This window comes from Ruegeria sp. CDSA193 (assembly GCF_059611885.1).
Genome location: NZ_JBXWPN010000004.1, coordinates 303452 through 323348 on the forward strand (window position 1 = coordinate 303452; position 19897 = coordinate 323348).

A 19897-nucleotide genomic window follows, 5' to 3' on the forward strand; every position below is an offset into this window, starting at 1 on the left:
GCCCTTTTGTTGCCGCACAAATCGACTATTTAGAAGCCTGGAAATCGGAGTTGAGCAATGAATGCCAATCGTATCATTGACATGATCGTGCGACAGGTCATGCGGCGGCTTGTCATCAAAGGGGTGGACAAGGGGTTCGACATAGCCAGCCGCGTGGGCCAGAAGTCGGGGCAAGAGCAGCCGCCGCACGAGAGCTCAGGTGCCTCTGATCAGTTGCAGGCGGACGGAAACCGCCAACGTCAGAACATGCGTCAAGCCCAACGCGTGGCCAATCAGATGCGCCGGTTTATCCGGTTCTGATCAGGTTACCGTTTTGAAATGCTTGGACAGTTTCAGCCCCTGTCCCTGGTAATTCGAGGCGATGCCCGCCCCGTAAAGCTGCGTGGGCATCTCTGACATCCGCTCATACACCAACCGTCCGACGACTTGTCCGTGTTCCAGCACAAATGGGGCCTCGTGACAGCGGACTTCCAACACGCCGCGTGATCCTTCGCCACCTGCGGCCGCATGGCCAAAGCCGGGGTCGAAGAATCCGGCATAATGCACCCGGAATTCCCCGACCATCGCCAGATAGGGGGCCATTTCAGCCGCATACATCGGCGGGATATGCACTGCCTCGCGGCTGACCAGAATGTAGAACGCACCGGGGTCGAGGATGATGCGCCCATCAGTGGTACGCACTTCTTCCCAATATTCTTGCGGGTCGTATTCGCCGATCCGGTCCAGATCAATGACACCGGTATGAGGTTTGGCGCGGTAGCCGACCAAATCAGTGTCGGGCAGCCGCAGGTCCACCGAGAACCCAAGCCCGTCCTGAATGACAGCGGGGCCATCGACCAGCGGGGATTCGGCGTGCAGGGCGCTTAGATCGGTATCGCTCAGCACGGCCTGTCCCTCCCGGAACCTGATTTGGTTCAGCCGCATTCCCGGACGCACCAGAACCGAGAATGAGCGGGGGCAGATCTCGGCATACAAGGGGCCGGTGTAGCCTGCAGGCACCCGGTCAAACTCGGTCCCGCCATCGGTGATCGTGCGCGTCAGAAGGTCCAGCCGCCCGGTCGAGCTTTTTGCATTGGCGGCCGCGCTCAGCCCCTGGGGCAGGGCCAGCGATTCCATCAACGGCACTAGATAGACACAGCCCTTTTCCAGCACAGCACCTTCAGAGATATCGATGCGGTGCATCTCAAATTCCGACAAACGTTCGGCTACGGTGCGACCTTCGCCTGCCAGAAACGAGGCACGTACCCGGTAAGCAACTGTACCTAAACGCAAATCAAGGCTGGCGGGTTGAATCTGGGCGGGGATGACCTCTGGGCTTGCGGTAATCTCACTGCGAGCGATCATCGCCTCTATCTGCTGGTTCGGGCATACGCCGGTCATTCCGATCCCCCCTGATGCCAGAGCGGGATCTGGCCTGTGTGCCATAAACGTCGGTGTGATTTGGTCGGGCTAGCAGGACTCGAACCTGCGACCTTCCGTCCCCCAGACGGACGCGCTACCAGGCTGCGCCATAGCCCGACGTTGAGGTGTTCATAAAGACTTTCCCGGCGGGGGCAAGAGGAAATCATCGCCTTTTTTCTTATCCCGCCGATCGGTTTTCTATTCGGTTCAACACGCTGCGCAGCTCTTGCGCGATGGGCGCTATCTGGCTGAGCAACTGGTCATCGAATGCGTCTCGGGTCCAGGCCAATGTCGCGATTCCGCCCAACAATGGCGAGGCGTCGGGATAAGACGACTGGGCTTGCGTCCGAGGTTCCGCATTTGGCGAATTGGGAGCAGGTTGCGGTTCGGGTTTTTGCGCGTCGCCAAGATCCAGATGTATCTGCTCTTGCGGGGGGGCTGGCTTGGCCGTGAATGGCACAACGACATTTGCATCGGGTGCGGGTTCAAGATTCGCCATTTCATCCAGGCCCTGGGACACTGAAGAAACATGCGCCACGCCCTGTTCACGCAAGATGCGCTGTACGCCTTTGATGGTGATCCCATCCTCATGCAAAAGCTTCTTGATGCCGCCCAGCAGGCGCATGTCGTTGGGGCGATAATATCTGCGCCCGCCCGCCCGTTTTACCGGTTTCACCTGATTGAAGCGGCTTTCCCAGAATCGCAGAACATGCGGCTGCACACCCAACCAGTCCGCAACTTCACTGATGGTGCGAAAGGCGTCTGGGGACTTGCTCATATTCGTGCCGTCCTGATCTTATTTGCGGTTCCCTGCGGCGACGCGATCTTTCATCAGATGCGACGGGCGGAAGGTGAGAACACGGCGAGGCTGAATTGGAACCTCTTCGCCTGTCTTGGGATTGCGGCCGATACGAGCTGTCTTGTCCCGAACACTGAACGTTCCAAAAGACGAGATCTTCACCTGTTCGCCGCGCACCAAGGCGTCGGACATATGGTTCAGAACGCTCTCGACCAGTTGCGCGCTTTCATTGCGTGAAAGGCCAACTTCACGAAATACGGCCTCGCTCAGATCCATTCGGGTCAGTGTTTTGTCGCTCATGCCAATTCCCCTGTTGCTATCAGAGCATAGGGTCAGGGCAAATTCGCTGTCAATATCAATGAATTGCGGGCGAGTGTGTAAGCTGAATTGCGCTTGTTACCACCGCAAGAGGACTGAGCCCCAGGCCAATCCACCTCCGATTGCCTCTGTGACCAGCAGATCACCCTGTTTGAACTGCCCACGCTGTTTAGCAACAGACATTGCCAGGGGAATCGATGCGGCCGAGGTATTTCCGTGGTCCTGCAGGGTAACGACAACGTGTTCCATAGGAACGCCCAATTTCTTGGCTGTGCCCTGGATGATTCTAATGTTTGCCTGATGCGGTACGATCCAATCCACATCTTTATGACTTAGCCCAGCCTTCTCTAGGCAGGTTTCTGCGGTAGAGGTCAGTCGTTCAACTGCCTGCCGAAACAGCTGGTTCCCTTTCATCCGCAGATAGCCTGTGGACTGGGTCGAGACGCCTCCATCCACATAGAGCAGGTCCTTATAGCGCCCGTCCGAGTTCAGGTCGGTTGCCAGAATGCCCCGATCGTCCGAGGTTCCTGCGCCCTCATGCTGTTCAAGGATTATTGCCCCGGCGCCGTCGCCGAAAAGCACGCAGGTCGACCGGTCGGTCCAGTCCATGATACGAGAGAACGTCTCGGCGCCGATGACCAGCACGCGTTTGGCCTGGCCTGACACGATCAGCGCATTGGCATTGGTCATGGCATAGACAAATCCGGCGCAAACCGCCTGTACGTCAAAGGCGAAGCCTTTGGTCATGCCAAGCTGTGATTGAACCATTGTTGCGGCAGAGGGAAACGTCAGGTCAGCGGTCGATGTTGCAAGAATAATCGCATCAATATCATTTGCCTCCAGACCCGCATCGGCCAGTGCGGCACTGGCAGCCTTTGTGGCCATAATCGAAGTGGTTTCGTCTTCCGCTGCAAAATGCCGGCGTTCGATCCCGGAACGGGTCCGTATCCACTCATCAGACGTATCGAGCGTTTCTTCGAACTCGGAATTCGGGACGATGCGCTCTGGCAAATAGTGCCCGACACCAACTATAATTGAACGGCCTGCCATGCTGGGGTACTGCCTTTTTTGTTATTCACCGGCCTTCGACGGCGTGTCTGCGGCATCTTGTGCAAGCTCGGCTGTCGATGCAACCCGTGCTGCCAATTTTTCGGCGAAGCCGGACTCGGCCAGGGTAAAGGCCAGCTTTACAGCGGCTGACACGCCGGTCGAGTCTGCACCACCATGTGATTTGACGACGGTTCCGTTCAGGCCAAGGAAAACCCCACCATTCACGCGCCGAGGATCAATTCGTTTCTTCAAACGCTGCAAAGACGTGATTGCAAGGATCGAGGCTAGTCGTGAGAGCGGAGAATATTTGAACGCCTCGCGCAGAAGATCTCCGATCAGGCTGGCTGTGCCTTCTCCGGTCTTGATGGCGACGTTGCCTGTAAACCCGTCTGTTATAATGACATCGGCTTTGTCTCCCGGGATGTCGCTGCCTTCGACAAAACCCACAAAGTCAAAGCTGGCCTGATCCGCAAAATCCGAGATCATGCCATGCGCTTCTTTTAGCTCGGCGCGCCCTTTATGTTCCTCGGTGCCCACATTCAAAAGGCCGATCCGGGGACGTTCCAACGCCATGCCGTTTCGGGCATAAGAGGCACCCATCAAAGCATATTGCAGCAGGTCCTTGGCGTCCGCGCGCACATCGGCGCCTACGTCCAGCATTACATTGAAACCCTGCGGATTGCGCGAGGGCCACAAAATAGCGATTGCCGGGCGGTTTACCCCCGGCAGCTTACGTAGACGCATCATCGACAGGGCCATCAATGCGCCGGTATTGCCACAGGAGACCGCGCCGTGGGCTTCACCCTGACGTACCGACTCCAGTGTGGACCACATCGAAGTTTGCTTGCCGTGTCGGACGACCTGGCTGGGCTTGTCCTCCATCGTGACCACATCGGGACAATCACGAAAAACGACGCGCCCGTTCAGGACACGCCGTTTTGCGACAAGTTTGCGCAACATGGCCTCAGGCCCGTGCAAGATGAACGCGATATCGGGGTTCTTATCCGCCGATTTGGCGATCCCCGCCACAACAGCAGCGGGCCCCGAATCTCCGCCCATTGCGTCAACCGAGATGGTAATCCGTCCGGCGTGCGTGGGCTGTTCTGTCATGCTTGGCCTGCGCTTTTAGGGCTTAGGCCGCGTCTTCGTCCAGGTCGATTTCGTCGGCCTGAGCGACGACTTCGCGGTCATCATAGTGGCCGCAGGACGCGCAGACGTGGTGCGGGCGCTTCAGCTCACCACAGTTGGCGCATTCGTTCGGGTTTGCAGCAACCAGAGCGTCGTGCGCGCGGCGGTTGTTGCGACGCGACTTGGAAACTTTGTTCTGTTGGACAGCCATGGTCTCAACCTTTGTCTACTAAGGGCCGGCAGATTCGCTGCGGGCCAGGTTTCATTCTTCGTTTTTCTCGTGGTTTGACGCGCGTTTAGGGGACGGGCCCCGCGATGTCCAACCCAAATTCCGATGAGCGCGCGAAAATACTGCGATTCTCAGCATGTTCAAGCGATTTTTCTGAGCGCCTGCTATGACAGGATTTCAGGCCCGTGTCACTCGTCTTTTTTCAGTGCATCGCGCAGCCCGGCCAAGCCCGCAAAGGGTTTGACATCTTCATCCGTTATTGCCTGTTTGCCGGGTTCGGTATAGCCCGCCTGTTCCAATTCGGCACCTTCTTTCCGGGGATACTGGGGCAGGGCAAGCGCCAGCGCTTCGGACATGACCTCGGTCAGAGCGATTTCGGTCCCTAGCGGTTCAGATTCGTCACCCTCCGGGATTTCGAACTCTTCCTCGTCAGGGTTTGTCCAATCTGACAGAAACATCCGGGTCACCGGAATGTCGATCCGCGTGGTAACCGGTGTCAGCGTCACGACACAGGGTTGAATCACGGTTGCCCCCAGTTTTCCTGAAAGCGCCCAATCACGCTTTCCATGCGCACGCACCTCGCCGACAAAACTCAGCTTACGCAGCCCAAGCAGGCTCAACTCGTTCTTTAAGAGATCCAACTCCTGCGCGTCAGGGCGAATTTCAAAGGGCGTCGGTGCGTTCTGAGGCAGGTCGGCGACCCGTAAAGATGTCTGGTTGCTCATACGTGGCCCTTTCGTGTGTTGAACCGGGGTGGCGGTTTGATGTAATCGGATAGGGGCCGCACGGTCCCAAGGCAAGAGGGTGTGAATGTTGAAAGTTATGAGCAGGTTGAAACCAGCGTCCAGAACGCTCGTATTTGCGGCCTGTCTGACCGCTGCTGGTGCGTGTGCTCCGGTCTTCAAGAAACACGGATATGTCCCCACAGCCGAGGACCTGGCCGAAATTCAGGTGGGTGTCGATACACGTGAAAGCGTACTCGAATCCGTTGGCGCGCCCAGTACTTCAGGCGTTGTTCGCGATTCCGGCTTTTATTATGTGACATCACGCGTTCGTCATTATGGTCCGAAACGACCGAAAATCGTCTCGCGCGAGCTTGTGGCGATCAGCTTCGATGACCGGGGTGTTGTGCGCAATATTGAACGCTTTGGCCTTGAGGATGGAACCGTCGTGACGTTGGATCGTCGTATTACCGAATCCTCAGTTCAGAACCGTGGGTTCCTGCGGCAGCTGCTTGGCAATATCGGCAACTTCAACCCGGCAAACATTCCTGGCGCGACCAACTAATTCATAGTCACGTCTTGTCAACTTCACAGGGCAGTCACAAATCCTGTGTTATTGACCCTGCAAGACGAAACAGGTCAGCAACCCAGGAGGATGCGACCATGGCACTATTGCTCGGCAAGGGCCGGTACCGTGCGCGTCAGGCGCAAACACCGCAGGATGTTGCGGCGGCGCAGTGTCTTCGAACACTGGCTTTCGGGACTGATCAGGTGGATCAGGATGAGTTCGACAGCCGTTGTACACATATTCTGGTCGAGGATATGCGTGCCAACGGTAAACTCGTGTGCTGCTTTCGCATGTTGATGATGGAGCGCGGGGCCGAGATTGGCCAAAGCTATTCCGCCCAGTTCTATGACCTCTCGGCACTTGAAGGGTTTAAGGGGCGTATGGTCGAGATGGGGCGCTTTTGCGTGCATCCTGGTCGAAACGACCCAGACATTCTGCGTGTTGCCTGGGGGTCGATGACTGCATTTGTCGATCAGAATAATGTTGAGATGCTGTTTGGCTGCTCATCGTTTGCGGGTACAGAAACGGCGGAATATCTTGATGCTTTTGCGATGTTGAAACATCGCCATCTGGCCCCGAAACGCTGGTTGCCTCGGGTCAAGGCCCCAGATGTTTTCCGGTTCGCCACGAGATTGCGTCGGCGGCCGGATGCCAAAAAAGCCATGATGCGCATGCCCCCTTTGCTGCGTACTTACCTGATGATGGGTGGCTGGGTCAGTGACCACGCAGTCGTTGACCGTCACATGAACACTTTGCATGTCTTTACCGGCCTCGAAATCTGCGCGATTCCGCCCGCACGTAAACGTTTGCTGCGGGCCGTTGCCGGGTAATCGCCGTTGACGGCTCGGCGCTGCGGGGGTAGCTGGCGGGCATGGCAAGAATTCCTTTATTGCAGATGTCCGGCATTTCCCTGACTTTCGGGGGCGATCCGGTTTTTTCAGACCTTGATCTGGTGGTTCAACCAGGCGACCGCGTCGCTCTGGTTGGGCGGAACGGATCCGGCAAGTCAACCTTGATGAAGGTGATGGCCGGTTTGGTGGAAGCGGACAAGGGCGAGATTGTAATTCCCCCGGGTAAGTCAGTCGGTTACATGGAGCAAGACCCCGGAATGGAAGGGTTTGCTACGCTCGGCGACTATGCCTCCAGCGGGTTAGAGCCGGGTGAGCTTTACAAAGTCGAACGCGCAGGCGAAGGGCTGAAATTCGACCCGGCACGAGCTGTTGATACGGCTTCGGGTGGTGAACGCCGCCGTGCCGCGCTGGCAAAGCTGATGGCCGAAGCCCCGGATTTGATGCTGCTGGACGAGCCGACCAACCATCTTGATATCGAAGCCATCGCCTGGCTCGAGCGTGAGCTAGGATCGACACGGACGGCCTATGTGCTGATCTCACACGACCGTGCCTTTCTGCGCGCCTTGACCCGCGCGACGCTGTGGATCGATCGTGGGGCGGTCCGACGGCAGGAGCAGGGGTTTACGGCATTCGAGGCTTGGCGCGACAAGATCTGGGAGGAAGAGGACCAGCAACGTCATAAGCTGAACCGTCTGATCAAGTCCGAGGCGCGATGGGCCGTCGAGGGCATCAGCGCCCGTCGCAAGCGCAACCAGGGTCGGGTCCGCGCCTTGCAGGACCTTCGATCTGAAAAAGCCGCACAGATAAAACGTCAGGGTTCGGCCGCGATGACCCTTGAGGCTGGACCAAAATCAGGGCGAAAAGTGTTTGAAGCCAAAGGCCTATCCAAGTCTTTTGGTGATCATCAGATCGTGCGCAACTTTGACCTGTTGGTACAGCGGGGCGACCGCGTGGCCTTTGTTGGCCCAAACGGCGTCGGCAAGACAACATTGCTGAAAATGCTGTTGGGACAAGAGAACCCGGATGAGGGTTCGGTCACGCAGGGCACCAATCTTGAGATTGCAGTATTCGACCAGGCCCGCGCGCAGCTCGACCCCGAAATGAGCCTTTGGGACAGCCTGACTGGCGACCCCGAGATGCGTGTTTCCGGCAAGGCTGATCAGGTGATGGTGGGTGGACAACCCAAGCATGTGGTCGGCTACCTCAAGGAGTTTCTTTTTGACGAGGGGCAGGCCAGAGCAGCCGTTAAATCACTGTCCGGTGGGGAAAAGGCCCGTTTGCTGCTGGCAAAGCTGATGGCCAAACAGTCGAACCTGCTGGTATTGGACGAACCAACCAACGATCTGGATGTGGAAACACTGGATCTGTTGCAGGAACTGCTGGACGATTATGACGGTACCGTTTTGCTGGTCAGCCACGACCGCGATTTCTTGGACCGTGTGGCCGCAACGACCATCGCGATGGAGGGTAACGGCCGTGCAACCGTCTATGCCGGGGGCTGGTCGGATTATCTCGCTCAGCGCGGCGAGGTGTCTGATAAGAAAGAAGTAAAAACAAAAGCTTCCAAGTCAAAGGTAAAGCAAGAGGCGCAGCCGAAACTGGGGCTATCATTTTCAGAGAAACACCGTCTTGAGAAATTGCCTGCCGAGATTGAGCGGCTTGAGGCGGAAATCGGAAAGCTTGAAGAGCTGATGTCCGATCCTGAGCTTTTCAGCCGTGAACCTGTTAAATTTCAGAAAGCGACCGAGGCTTTGGTCGAGCGGCAGGAAAAGCTGGCCGCAGCCGAGGAAGAGTGGCTGATCCTCGAGGAAAAGGCCGAGGGCGCCTAGATCAGCTTTCGCGCTGTGGCCGGCTATCCGACCACAGTTCATTTGAGTGAGCCGTATTCTTCGGTAGGTGATCAGCCACGCTCAGCGCATTCGCAGCGCGCCGTCGATACGGATGACCTCGCCGTTCAGATAACCCATTTCGACGATGAACCCGGCCAGTCTTCCGTATTCGCGGGGGGCGCCAAGGCGCACAGGGTTGGGAACGTCAGAGGCCAGTTGTTGCTGCACCTCTTCGGGCAGACCGGCCAGCATCGGAGTCATAAAGATTCCGGGTGCGATGGTCATCACGCGGATTCCGGACGAGGCCAGATCCCGTGCCATGGGCAGGGTCATACCTACCACACCACCTTTCGAAGCCGCATAGGCAGCCTGACCCTTTTGCCCATCAAAGGCCGCGATTGAGGCTGTATTGATGATGACACCGCGCGCGCCATCCGGTTCCGGGTCGTTCTTTGCCATTTCCGCGGCTGCAAGGCGTGAAACGTTGAATGTACCCACAAGGTTGATGTCGATCGTGCGCTGAAATGCGTCAAGCGGGTGCGGGCCATCCCTGCCTACGGTTTTCATGCCAACCGCGATCCCGGCGCAATTCACTGCCGCGTTGATTGCTCCCATCTTCTTGCGGGCATGGGCGATGGCCGCGGCCACGGATGTTTCATCGGTTACATCCGTCTGGGCGAAATGCCCGCCAATTTCTGTTGCGACCTGGCTGCCTCGGTCTGCATCCCGGTCCAGAATGGTTACCTGTGCATTGTTTTCTGCAAAAAAGCGGGCCGTTGCCTCACCCAGCCCCGAGGCGCCTCCGGTGACAATGGCTGCGGTGGTCGACAGGTGCATCTGGATCTCCTTCCAAAAGATATGAACATACGTTCATTTAATATCAGCCAAGGGACAGTGTCCATAGGGGGGCGTCGGGCAGGCGGCCCTTCCTCAAGGCTTTCTCAGGTCAGCTTCAGGCGTTCTTAATATTGGAATCTCAAATCGACACTGAACGCAATCGAGCGTCTGGGTGGCGCATTTGAGGAGGACAAACTATGCGAATTGGAACCAAATCAGGGCTTTCCGTTTTGGTAGCCGCTCCGTTTCTGGGGATTATGGCGGCTGGAAGTGCGGCCGCTGCACCAGAGGTCTGCAACTGGAAAACGGCGCGGGATGCAGCAAACAGCGGCGATTATGCGACCATGTGTGAGTGCACGCAGGTAACCCCCAGCTTTCTGGAGCGCTTGCAGAAACGTGCGGATTTCGAAACCACATTGCAAAACACATCCGCGCAATGCCCGGGGTTGGCCGCCTTGTTGACCGACTTTCCGACAGCATCGATCGTAAGCGCGGCAAATGCGGGCGAAGACCGCAGTTCGGACCCAAGCAGTCCGGTCACGCCGGTTGGCGGCGGTGGAACAGGGTCCGGCGGGTCGGGCGGTAACGGTCCCGGCAACGGCGGCGGCGATGATCCGGGTGGCGATAACCCAGGTGATGATCCCGGCAATGGTGGTGGCGATGGCCCCGGCAAACCTGGAAATGGCAATGGCCCCGGCAAAGGGGGCAATGGTCCAGGTAAAGGCGGGAACGGCCCCGGTAAGGGCGGTAACGGCCCTGGCAACGGCAATGGAAACGCTGGAAACCCCGGCAATGGCGGGGGCAATAACGGCGGCTCTGGCCCCGGCACCGGAAACGGTGGAGGTAACAACGGCCACGGCGGAGGCCACGGTAACGGCGGCGGCGGCCACGGGAATGGCGGCGGCCACGGTAATGGTGGCGGCGGTCATGGACATGGCGGCGGCAAAGGGGGCAAGGGATAAGCCCACACTTGGCAGATATGTCCGTACCGAAACAGAAACGGCCACCCAATTAGGTGGCCGTTTTTCTTTCAGAGGTCTTAGTTATCCCAACTGAACCAGCGCGTGCCGTTTCTTGCCGGCGCTTAGTTTGATGGGCGAGGATAAGGCGCCTGCGTCGATCATCAGACCCGCGTCTGTTAATGAAGCGTCGTCCAGTTTGGCGCCGTTTTCTGCAATCAGGCGCTTGGCCTCTTTGCCAGATTTCGCCAGGCCAGACTGTACGATCAGTTGCACGATGGATATCGGTAAGTCTGCTTCGCCGACCGTTAGGGTCGGCAGATCGTCCCCGACGCCACCTTTTTCGAACACTTCGCGAGCGGTGGCCTCGGCATTTGCCGCTGCCTCTGTCCCGTGCAGCAAGGAGGTGACCTCGTTTGCCAGGCGGATCTTGGCCTCGTTGATCTCGGACCCCTGCAATGCGCCAAGGCGGTCACACTCATCCACAGGCAGTTCGGTGTACAGCTTAAGGAACCGCCCAACATCCGCGTCGGTGGTGTTGCGCCAGAACTGCCAGAACTCATAGGGCGAGCGCATCTCGGCATTCAGCCAGACTGCACCGTCTTGCGATTTGCCCATCTTCTTGCCATCGCTGGTGGTCAGCAAGGGTGAGGTCAGGCCATAAATCTCGTTATCCAACACGCGACGGGTCAGGTCGATACCGTTGACGATATTGCCCCACTGATCGCTACCGCCAAGCTGTAGGACACAGCCATAGCGACGGTTCAGTTCAAGGAAGTCATAGGCCTGCAGGATCATGTAATTGAATTCGAGGAAGGACAGCGATTGCTCGCGGTCCAGCCGGGATTTCACCGATTCAAAGGCCAACATCCGGTTGACCGAGAAATGCCGGCCGATGTCGCGCAGGAAGTCGAGGTAATTTAGGTCGTCCAGCCACTCTTCGTTGTTCAGCATCAGTGCTGCGTTTTCTGCGCCGCTATCATAGTCGATATAGGCGGCAAACACCTTTCTGATGCCTGCGATATTGGCGTTGATCTGGTCCGGGCCCAGCAGGGGACGCTCATCTGACCGGAAGGACGGATCGCCCACCTTCGTGGTGCCGCCGCCCATCAGGGTGATCGGCTTATGACCTGTTTTCTGGAACCAGCGAAGCATCATGATCTGGATCAGGCTGCCCACATGCAGGGACTTTGCCGTTGCATCAAACCCGATATACGCCGACTGACACCCGCTGATCAGCGCCTCGTCAAGGCCCTGATAATCGGTGCAGTCAGCCAGAAAGCCGCGCTCGATCATCGTGGCGATGAAATCCGATTTGGGGTGGTAGGTCATATCGTGCCCTTTGGGTTAATGTTGCGGGGCAGTGTATAGGCGGTGGGGATGACAAGGAAAAGGCACCTTATCCAAGAAAAACACGCGGCTTTTGTGATCTGGCTTGCCTTGGGTTTGCGTTAACGTGCAGGTTGTGGGCAACGCGACGACATAACGGGCGCGAACAGGCGAAAGAGGGCTGGCGTGGGTCGGGCAATTAGCAAATCAGGCGTATTGACTGCATTGGGTGCAATGTCGGGGACCTCGCTGGATGGCGTGGACGCGGCGGTGATCAAAACGGACGGTTACAGAATTCTTGGCTTTGGGCCCACCGGATACCGCGCCTATTCAGATGCAGAGCGGAAAACGCTTCGCGCAGCACTGGGGCAGTGGCACGGCCCCGAGGTGGATGCCGCGGCGGAATTGGTCACGCTTGCCCATGCCGAAATACTGGCCGACTTCGACAAGATTGACCTGATAGGGTTTCACGGTCAGACCCTAGCACATGAACCAAGCGGGCGCGGTACGTTGCAGGTGGGTGACGGCGATGGCCTGACGCAGGCCTTGGGTGTCCCCGTCGTTTGGGATTTCCGCAGCGATGATGTGGCGATGGGGGGCGAGGGCGCTCCGCTTGCGCCCTTTTACCACTTTGCCTGTGCCAAGTGGATTGAGGCCAACCAACCGCTTTGTTTTCTGAACCTGGGCGGGGTCGGGAACCTGACCTATGCAGATCCCAGGTTTGATGGCCCTGAGATACCAGGTGCGCTGTTGGCTTTTGACACCGGTCCGGCCAACGCACCGGTTGATGATCTGATGCAGGAACGTCTGGGTCTGCCCATGGATCGCGACGGCGCGATTGCGCGCGGCGGCAGGGTCGAGGCCGGAGCACTTGAACTGTTTCTGGCAGAGCCTTTCTTTAACAGGATGCCGCCGAAATCGCTGGACCGAAACGACTTTGCCGAGATGATCCGCCTAGTTCAGGAATTATCAGATGCTGATGCAGTTGCCACGCTTACCGGCATGTGCGCCGCCGGAGTTGCGCAAGGGATCGAGCATTGCCCGGAACCGCCGTCGCGTGTGTTGGTGACAGGAGGGGGACGGCATAACCCGGTCCTGATGGAGATGCTGCGCGTTTCGCTGGATTGTCCGGTAGAGCCGGTCGAAGCGGTTGGTCTGGATGGAGATATGCTGGAAGCACAGGCCTTTGCCTATCTTGCTGTCCGTGTCGCGCGCGGGCTGCCGACCTCTTGCCCCGGCACCACAGGGGTCAAGGCGCTGGTCGGGGGCGGGATGGTCAGCGTTCCATCGAGCGAACGTAGTCTGACGTAAATTCTGAATACCCCTCAGAAGTCGATTTCAGATGTGCTTTGGTCCAGTCATGCAGCGTTGGCAGCTGGTGAAACGGCACGTTTGGAAAGGCGTGGTGTTCTGCGTGATAGGGCATGTTCCAGGCCAGAAATCGGACCAATCGGTTGGTGAACGTAGTGCGCGAGTTTTCAAGCATATTCGCCACCGGCGGGCAGAGGCCGTGTTCCGCAAGCAGGTACAGCCGAAGAACGGGCTGTGCCACCAAGACCGGCAACAGCCATAAGCTGACCACCAAAGGAGACACCAGCAGGCTTGCCCCTGCAAGCGCGTAAATGGCCAGCAGGACACGGGCCTCAATCCGCATGGCCTTATGTTGGCGATGCGGCAAATAGGGCGCCTCGATCCGGCCCATTGCGTTACTGATCAGAACGCTCGTCATCCCAGACCAGTAAGGCCAACCACTCAGATAGATCATCAGGCTGGGCCAGCTGTCGGGTCGCGGTTTGCCACCCAGCTCTGGATCTTTGTCCGGGTGGTTGGTCCATTTGTGATGTGCAAGGTGATAGTATCGAAACCAGGTAAAGGGCAGGGCGATTGGGATTGAGACAAGATGCCCAACCGCGTCATTCATCCAGCCGGTCCTAAACGGCGTTTTGTGGGTGCATTCATGGCTGAGGGTGAACAGAAACACCAGCAACACGCCTTGCGCCAGGATCAGCAGCGGCCAGAGCGGGATTTGCACGGCGATGCCTGTGCTGGTTGTGAATAACACCAATAGATACAGTACCAAGTGCCTCAGACCCGCCGCGTCAGACCGCATCTGCAGCCGGTCTTTGGCCTCGGCTGGGAGTGATGCGATGAGGGCGCGGTGATCCATCGGTCAGCCTCGGGGGATGTCGAACCCTGGAGCGGCGAGCTCGAACCCGTCAAACTCAAACCCCGGGGACACGGTGCAAGAGACCAGCGTGTAGGCCCCCGTGCTGCGCGCGGCCTGCCAGTGATCCTTGGGCACGATCAGTTGTGGTGCGCCTTGCGACAGGTCCGGGGTCAGCATGTGGTCGGTCGCCGGGCCAGTTTCGGTTGCGCTGAGCGACAGCACCAAGGGCGCCCCCGCGTGATACAGCCAGATCTCGGTCGCATCGACGCGGTGCCAATGGCTGGCCTCGCCCTGGGCCAGCAGAAAATAGATACAGGTCCCGGTGGCGCGGCCGTGGTTATCAGCGCGCCAGGTTTCACGGAACCAGCCGCCTTCGGGGTGGCGTTGCAGATTCAGATGTTGAATGATCTCTTGTGCGGTCATGGGGCCTCGGTCGTTTCAGGGCGATTATGCACGGGATTGGACGATCCGCTATGGTATTCGTCCCGATCAGGAATATGTTTGGAACATGACTCTGATGATCCCCTTCGACAACAGTTACGCCCGTTTGCCAAACAGCTTTTATGCGCGGCAAGCGCCGGTGCCGGTTCGTGCGCCTCGCTTGATTGCTTTCAACTCCGATCTTGCGCAGATTCTGAGAATCACGCCCGGCGAGGTGCATGAAATGGCCGAGGCCTTTTCCGGCAACGCCCTGCCAGAGGGGGCAGAACCGATTGCACAGCTCTATTCAGGGCATCAGTTCGGAAATTATAACCCCCAGCTTGGGGACGGGCGCGCGGTTTTGCTGGGCGAGACAGTTGGGACGGATGGCGTTCGACGGGATATCCAGTTGAAGGGATCAGGCCCGACGCCGTTTTCCCGACAGGGTGACGGACGTGCATGGCTGGGCCCGGTGCTGCGCGAGTATGTGGTGTCCGAGGCGATGCACGCACTGGGCATCCCGACCACACGGGCGCTGGCCGCCGTTGAGACTGGCGAGGCCATTTTTCGAGAAGGTCCAATGCCTGGTGCGATCCTGACCCGTGTCGCACAAAGCCACCTGCGCGTAGGTAGCTTTCAGATCTTCGCCGCGCGTGGACAGTTGGACAGTCTGCGTCGACTGACAGATTATGCCATCCAGCGCCATTACCCGCAGGCCGACGGCCCGATGGGTCTTTTGCGCGCTGTTGTCGACGCACAATCGCAGTTGATTGCCGCATGGATGAGTGTGGGATTCATCCATGGGGTGATGAACACTGACAACTGCTCAATCTCAGGCGAAACCATTGATTACGGCCCTTGCGCCTTCATGGATAACTATCATCCCAATACCGTCTACAGCTCGATCGACCGCATGGGTCGCTATGCCTATTCCAACCAGCCCGAAATCGCTGTCTGGAATGCAGCGCAACTGGCGACTGCGTTAATCCAGCAGTTCGACGATAAAGAGGCCGCCGTCGCTGAGGCCACCGAAATCGTCCACGGGATGCCGGATCTTATGCAGCAAAATTGGCTTGCAAGGTTCCGGGCAAAGATCGGTCTTGAGATGCATGGAGACGGCGATTTTGAGATGATCTCGGACTTGCTGAAACGCATGGCTCAGAACCAGGCGGATTTCACCAATACCTTCCGGGCGCTGGGCGGCGATCAGGCGCGGGATCAATTCACCGATCCGCAGGCCTTTGATCAATGGGCAGACGGTTGGCGGTCGCGGCTGTCTCGTGAAAAAAAACCTGCTGAGGTGATTAACAAGGCCAATCCGGCCTTTATCCCGCGCAACCACCGGGTTGAACAGATGATCCAGGCGGCGGTACAGGGGGATTTTGACCCATTCCACCGGCTGAACAATGTGCTGTCCCGGCCCTATGAGGATCAACCCGGCGCTTTGGATCTGACACGGCCACCGGCACAGGATGAGGTTGTTCAGGCGACCTTCTGCGGTACATGAGTTCCTCACACCTGTTTTCGCAGTCAGCTACGTCGGTGTTTCGCCATGCGCTTGCTTTGGTGAAGCCGGCTTGCAATCAACGATGAGCAGCGCAATCCTGCGATCTCAAACGAACTTTCAGGAACCCATGTCTCAGACCGCAATCCTGCGCATCGCCAGCTATAATATTCAGAAATGTGTCGGACTGGATCTACGCCGACAGCCCCAGAGGATTCTTCAGGTCATCGAAAGCCTGCAGGCCGATATTGTCGTCTTGCAAGAGGCCGACAAACGATTGCCTCCGCGCCCTGCGGCCCTGCCGCATTTCATGCTGGACGAAGCGGGATGGCAGATCGTTGATTTGGGTGGGGCTGGCAGCTTGGGGTGGCATGGGAATGCAGTGATCTGGCGGGGTGATGCGATCCGTGTCCGGCAGACCGGGCATCACGAATTACCGGGGCTGGAACCGCGTGGAGCTGTCAGGGTCGAGTTTGACACACCAATCGGTCCGCTTCGGGTGATGGGCATGCATCTGGGGCTCTTACCCGCCTCACGCCGTCAGCAAATCACCCACCTCAGACGGTGCGATGCGAATCTTGAGGATTTGCCAACTGTCTGGGCTGGGGATTTCAATGAATGGTCCCGACAGCCGGTTCTGGATCACCTGGCCCCGGATATGCACTTTCTTCCACCATTCCCCAGCTTTCCAGCGGCACAGCCGCTGGGCGCGCTGGATCGGATCGCGCTCGGCGCGGGGCTTGAGGCTGTTTTGCATGGCGTGCATTCGGTGCGACCAGCGCATATCGCCTCGGATCACTTGCCAATCTGGGCCGATCTACGGCTTGTAGCTTAGCCGGTAAATCCCCTGTAGCGCCGATCACGCATACGGTTTAATACAGAGAACCGAATATATGCCGAGGGTTCCTATGTCCGACACGATCATCGCCCGTTGCGAAGCCAAAGGCCTGCGTATGACAGGACAGCGCCGCACGATTGCACAGGTGCTGCAACAAAGCGATGATCATCCCGATGTCGAAGAGCTCTATTCGCGCGCCTCGCAGGTTGATTCTGGTATTTCCATCGCCACCGTCTATCGGACCGTCAAACTGTTCGAAGAGGCCGGGATTCTAGAGCGTCTAGAATTCGGTGATGGTCGCGCGCGGTACGAGGATGCCGAACGGGACCATCATGATCACTTGATCGACATGCAGTCAGGTGAAGTCATCGAATTTGTAGACCCTGAGATCGAAGCGCTACAGGAAAAGATTGCAGCTAAGCTTGGCTACAAGCTGAAAGGGCACCGGCTGGAACTGTATGGCGTTCCGCTGGACCACGACTGATCCATCACAAAAAACGAACGGCCTGCGCACGGGAATTCATGATTCCCAGGCGGATATTGCTTGCCTGACCGCCCGGCATCGGCTTTTGCTTGGATAGGGTCGGTTGAACGCGCCGCAATATTCTACGGACAAAACTATGAACAACGTGAACGGCATTTTGCTGGTCGTCGGCGCAATGGCGGCATTTGCACTTGAAGATATGTTCATCAAACACCTGTCGGTCACAGTGCCAACAGGACAGATCATGGTTCTTTTGGGCCTTTCCTGTGGTCTGGTCTTTGTTGGTATGGCGGTGTTCACCCGCAAACGCATCTTTGATGCTGCCGCGTGGCAGACTTTGCCCCTGATACGTGCGCTCTGCGAGGGGTTTGGGGCCGTGGCTTTTGTGACCGCGCTGTCTCTGGTCGATTTGTCAACGGTTGCCGCGGTGTTTCAGGCAATGCCTTTGGTCGTTACAATGGGGGCGGCGTTGTTCCTGGGCGAGCAGGTTGGATGGCGGCGATGGAGCGCAATCGGCGTCGGTTTCATCGGTGTTCTCTTGATCATCCGACCGGGGCTGGACGGGTTCCAGCCGGAAACCCTGTTCGTGGTGGCCAGCGTTGTGGCCATTGCCGCCCGCGATCTGATCACACGCAGACTGGACGCACGCGTGGCCTCAGCCGTGGTGGCGATGCAGGCTTACGGAGCGGTGACGCTTGCCGGTCTAGTGCTGATCTCGATGGCCGGCCAGCCGGTCGTTGCACTGAACCAGGCGCAATTCGGGCCGTTCCTGGGCGCGATTGGATTTGGTGTTCTGGGGTATTACGGGATTGTCAGTGCAATGCGGATTGGCGATGCCTCGGCCCTGACCCCGTTCCGATACACCCGGCTGGTGTTCTCCATCGCAGCCGGAATGCTGATGTTCGGCGAGCGCCCGGATATGATGACGGTTGCCGGTGCCTCGCTGATCCTGGGGTCGGGGCTTTATACCTTCCTGCGCGAACGGCGCTTGGCGCGGTCACTGGCTGTCGCGGCCTGACGGATCGTCGCAGGTTTGCGCAAACACGCTCTCAGACCTGTGTTAGCGATAACATGAGTGGTTTACTTTTTGCCCTGTACTGATATGAGGCTGGCAACTGATTGCAGCCACAGGGACGGGCCTCATGAGCACCATCATCGACATCCATGCACGCGAAATTCTGGACAGCCGGGGCAACCCAACGGTCGAAGTGGACGTGATCCTGGAAGACGGCACCATGGGCCGGGCAGCTGTCCCATCGGGCGCCTCGACCGGTGCCTATGAGGCGGTCGAAAAGCGTGATGGCGACAAATCGCGCTATATGGGCAAGGGCGTGCTCGAAGCGGTTGCCGCCGTAAATGGTGAGATCGCCGAAGAACTGGTTGGGTTCGACGCGACCGAGCAGGTGGCGATCGACCAGACTATGATCGAACTGGACGGCACCGAAAACAAAGGCCGTCTCGGCGCAAACGCCATCTTGGGCGTTTCGCTGGCAACGGCCAAGGCGGCAGCGGATTTCACCACGCAGCCGCTGTTCCGCTATGTCGGCGGCACCTCGGCCCGTATCCTGCCCGTGCCGATGATGAACATCATCAACGGTGGCGAACATGCCGACAACCCGATCGACATTCAGGAATTTATGATCATGCCGACCTCGGCCGCGAATATCCGCGACGCGGTGCGCATGGGGTCCGAGGTGTTCCACACTCTGAAGAAAGAGCTGTCGTCGGCAGGTCTTGCCACAGGTGTCGGCGACGAGGGCGGCTTTGCCCCCAACATCGCCAGCACGCGCGAGGCACTGGATTTCATTCTGAAATCCATCGAAAAGGCGGGCTACAAGCCGGGTGAGGAAATCCATCTGGCTTTGGATTGCGCCGCGACCGAGTATTACAAAGACGGCAAATACGTCCTGTCCGGTGAGGGCAAGAGCCTGACCTCGGAAGAAAATGCCGACTATCTGGCCGCTCTGGTCAAAGACTATCCGATCATCTCAATCGAAGACGGTATGTCTGAGGATGACTGGGACGGCTGGAAAGCCCTGACGGACGCCATCGGCGACAAGGTGCAACTGGTGGGCGACGATCTGTTCGTCACCAACCCCACGCGACTGGCGGAAGGGATTGAACGCGGCTGTGCCAACTCGATGCTGGTCAAGGTGAACCAGATCGGATCGCTGACCGAGACGCTGCGCGCCGTCGATATGGCCCATCGCGCACGCTATACCAATGTGATGTCGCACCGCTCGGGCGAGACCGAAGATGCCACGATTGCCGATCTGGCAGTGGCCACGAATTGCGGTCAGATCAAAACCGGATCACTGGCGCGGTCAGATCGGTTAGCCAAGTATAATCAACTGATCCGTATCGAAGAATCTCTGGGTGAGATTGCCGAATACGCAGGGGCCTCAATCCTCAAGCGCTGAAACCTGTAAGCCTGAATTTTGATTGCCTGGCCTGTGGAAATGGG

General features: G+C 58.1%; 22 protein-coding genes and 1 tRNA gene. 11 read left to right on the top strand and 12 right to left on the bottom strand.

Features of this window, described 5'->3' with window-relative positions:
- Positions 1 to 57: 57 nt before the first annotated feature.
- Positions 58 to 300, top strand: coding sequence for a hypothetical protein (locus AC2FLG_RS09650; RefSeq protein ID WP_496700497.1), 243 nt, complete (start codon positions 58 to 60; stop codon positions 298 to 300).
- Here the strand turns inward: AC2FLG_RS09650 and AC2FLG_RS09655 are convergent, their stop codons facing one another.
- The 8 genes from AC2FLG_RS09655 to AC2FLG_RS09690 all read right to left on the bottom strand — a co-directional run bounded on the left by AC2FLG_RS09655 (position 301) and on the right by AC2FLG_RS09690 (position 5650).
- The gene (locus tag AC2FLG_RS09655) at positions 301 to 1380 is read right to left on the bottom strand and encodes a 2'-deoxycytidine 5'-triphosphate deaminase (RefSeq protein WP_496705991.1); all 1080 of its coding nucleotides are present in this window, start codon (positions 1378 to 1380) and stop codon (positions 301 to 303) included. It lies immediately after the preceding gene.
- 61 nt (positions 1381 to 1441) lie between these two features.
- Positions 1442 to 1518 (bottom strand) — tRNA-Pro (locus AC2FLG_RS09660).
- Between the two features lie 61 nt (positions 1519 to 1579).
- Positions 1580 to 2179, bottom strand: a complete 600-nt coding sequence (locus AC2FLG_RS09665) for a MerR family transcriptional regulator (protein ID WP_496705992.1) — start codon at positions 2177 to 2179, stop codon at positions 1580 to 1582.
- A gap of 18 nt (positions 2180 to 2197) precedes the next feature.
- Positions 2198 to 2500, bottom strand: coding sequence for an integration host factor subunit alpha (gene ihfA / locus AC2FLG_RS09670; protein WP_037316145.1), 303 nt, complete (start codon positions 2498 to 2500; stop codon positions 2198 to 2200).
- Between the two features lie 96 nt (positions 2501 to 2596).
- Positions 2597 to 3568, bottom strand: a complete 972-nt coding sequence (locus AC2FLG_RS09675; RefSeq protein WP_496705993.1) for a beta-ketoacyl-ACP synthase III — start codon at positions 3566 to 3568, stop codon at positions 2597 to 2599.
- Positions 3569 to 3589: 21 nt separating this feature from the next.
- Positions 3590 to 4678 carry a phosphate acyltransferase PlsX gene (plsX, locus tag AC2FLG_RS09680; RefSeq protein WP_142633356.1) on the bottom strand — a complete coding sequence of 363 codons (1089 nt, stop codon included), beginning with the start codon at positions 4676 to 4678 and terminating at the stop codon, positions 3590 to 3592.
- A 22-nt stretch (positions 4679 to 4700) separates the two neighbouring features.
- Complete coding sequence (gene rpmF, locus AC2FLG_RS09685; RefSeq protein WP_037316137.1) at positions 4701 to 4907, bottom strand: 50S ribosomal protein L32; 207 nt, start codon at positions 4905 to 4907, stop codon at positions 4701 to 4703.
- Positions 4908 to 5113: 206 nt separating this feature from the next.
- The gene (locus AC2FLG_RS09690) at positions 5114 to 5650 is read right to left on the bottom strand and encodes a YceD family protein (protein ID WP_496705995.1); all 537 of its coding nucleotides are present in this window, start codon (positions 5648 to 5650) and stop codon (positions 5114 to 5116) included.
- 85 nt (positions 5651 to 5735) lie between these two features.
- Between AC2FLG_RS09690 and AC2FLG_RS09695 the strand changes: the two genes are divergently transcribed.
- From AC2FLG_RS09695 to AC2FLG_RS09705, 3 genes are all read left to right on the top strand, one after another.
- A complete protein-coding gene (locus AC2FLG_RS09695) occupies positions 5736 to 6212 on the top strand; it encodes an outer membrane protein assembly factor BamE (protein WP_271947471.1) in 477 nt (158 codons plus the stop codon).
- Positions 6213 to 6310: 98 nt separating this feature from the next.
- Positions 6311 to 7045: a GNAT family N-acetyltransferase gene (locus AC2FLG_RS09700; RefSeq protein WP_496705997.1), complete on the top strand. Its 735-nt coding sequence runs from the start codon at positions 6311 to 6313 to the stop codon at positions 7043 to 7045.
- A 41-nt stretch (positions 7046 to 7086) separates the two neighbouring features.
- Positions 7087 to 8895 (top strand): ABC-F family ATP-binding cassette domain-containing protein, encoded by a 1809-nt coding sequence (locus AC2FLG_RS09705; protein ID WP_496705999.1) that lies wholly within the window; start codon positions 7087 to 7089, stop codon positions 8893 to 8895.
- An 81-nt stretch (positions 8896 to 8976) separates the two neighbouring features.
- On the opposite strand, the gene AC2FLG_RS09710 is transcribed toward AC2FLG_RS09705, so the two are convergent.
- Positions 8977 to 9732 (bottom strand): 3-hydroxyacyl-CoA dehydrogenase, encoded by a 756-nt coding sequence (locus AC2FLG_RS09710; protein ID WP_496706000.1) that lies wholly within the window; start codon positions 9730 to 9732, stop codon positions 8977 to 8979.
- Between the two features lie 197 nt (positions 9733 to 9929).
- Here AC2FLG_RS09710 and AC2FLG_RS09715 point away from each other — a divergent pair, with 197 nt between their 5' ends.
- Entirely contained in the window at positions 9930 to 10694 is a 765-nt protein-coding gene (locus tag AC2FLG_RS09715) for a hypothetical protein (RefSeq protein ID WP_496706001.1), read from the top strand.
- Positions 10695 to 10775: 81 nt separating this feature from the next.
- Here AC2FLG_RS09715 and tyrS read toward each other — a convergent pair whose 3' ends face one another.
- Entirely contained in the window at positions 10776 to 12023 is a 1248-nt protein-coding gene (gene tyrS / locus AC2FLG_RS09720) for a tyrosine--tRNA ligase (protein ID WP_281971972.1), read from the bottom strand.
- A gap of 231 nt (positions 12024 to 12254) precedes the next feature.
- Here tyrS and AC2FLG_RS09725 point away from each other — a divergent pair, with 231 nt between their 5' ends.
- On the top strand, positions 12255 to 13331 hold the full coding sequence (locus AC2FLG_RS09725; protein ID WP_496706003.1) for an anhydro-N-acetylmuramic acid kinase: 1077 nt from the start codon (positions 12255 to 12257) through the stop codon (positions 13329 to 13331).
- On the opposite strand, the gene AC2FLG_RS09730 is transcribed toward AC2FLG_RS09725, so the two are convergent.
- Positions 13297 to 14187, bottom strand: coding sequence for a fatty acid desaturase (locus tag AC2FLG_RS09730; RefSeq protein WP_496691114.1), 891 nt, complete (start codon positions 14185 to 14187; stop codon positions 13297 to 13299). The two genes, AC2FLG_RS09725 and AC2FLG_RS09730, sit on opposite strands and share 35 nt — an antisense overlap.
- Before the next feature lie 3 nt (positions 14188 to 14190).
- On the bottom strand, positions 14191 to 14610 hold the full coding sequence (locus tag AC2FLG_RS09735) for a cupin domain-containing protein (RefSeq protein ID WP_496693434.1): 420 nt from the start codon (positions 14608 to 14610) through the stop codon (positions 14191 to 14193).
- An 85-nt stretch (positions 14611 to 14695) separates the two neighbouring features.
- On the opposite strand from AC2FLG_RS09735, the gene AC2FLG_RS09740 reads away from it, so the two are divergent.
- The 5 genes from AC2FLG_RS09740 to eno all read left to right on the top strand — a co-directional run bounded on the left by AC2FLG_RS09740 (position 14696) and on the right by eno (position 19853).
- Positions 14696 to 16114 carry a protein adenylyltransferase SelO gene (locus tag AC2FLG_RS09740; RefSeq protein WP_496706089.1) on the top strand — a complete coding sequence of 473 codons (1419 nt, stop codon included), beginning with the start codon at positions 14696 to 14698 and terminating at the stop codon, positions 16112 to 16114.
- A 127-nt stretch (positions 16115 to 16241) separates the two neighbouring features.
- Positions 16242 to 16946: an endonuclease/exonuclease/phosphatase family protein gene (locus AC2FLG_RS09745; RefSeq protein ID WP_142635102.1), complete on the top strand. Its 705-nt coding sequence runs from the start codon at positions 16242 to 16244 to the stop codon at positions 16944 to 16946.
- Between the two features lie 73 nt (positions 16947 to 17019).
- Positions 17020 to 17433 (top strand): Fur family transcriptional regulator, encoded by a 414-nt coding sequence (locus AC2FLG_RS09750; RefSeq protein WP_142633379.1) that lies wholly within the window; start codon positions 17020 to 17022, stop codon positions 17431 to 17433.
- A 136-nt stretch (positions 17434 to 17569) separates the two neighbouring features.
- Complete coding sequence (locus AC2FLG_RS09755) at positions 17570 to 18451, top strand: DMT family transporter (RefSeq protein ID WP_496706005.1); 882 nt, start codon at positions 17570 to 17572, stop codon at positions 18449 to 18451.
- 124 nt (positions 18452 to 18575) lie between these two features.
- Positions 18576 to 19853: a phosphopyruvate hydratase gene (gene eno, locus AC2FLG_RS09760; protein ID WP_496701208.1), complete on the top strand. Its 1278-nt coding sequence runs from the start codon at positions 18576 to 18578 to the stop codon at positions 19851 to 19853.
- Positions 19854 to 19897 lie beyond the last annotated feature (44 nt).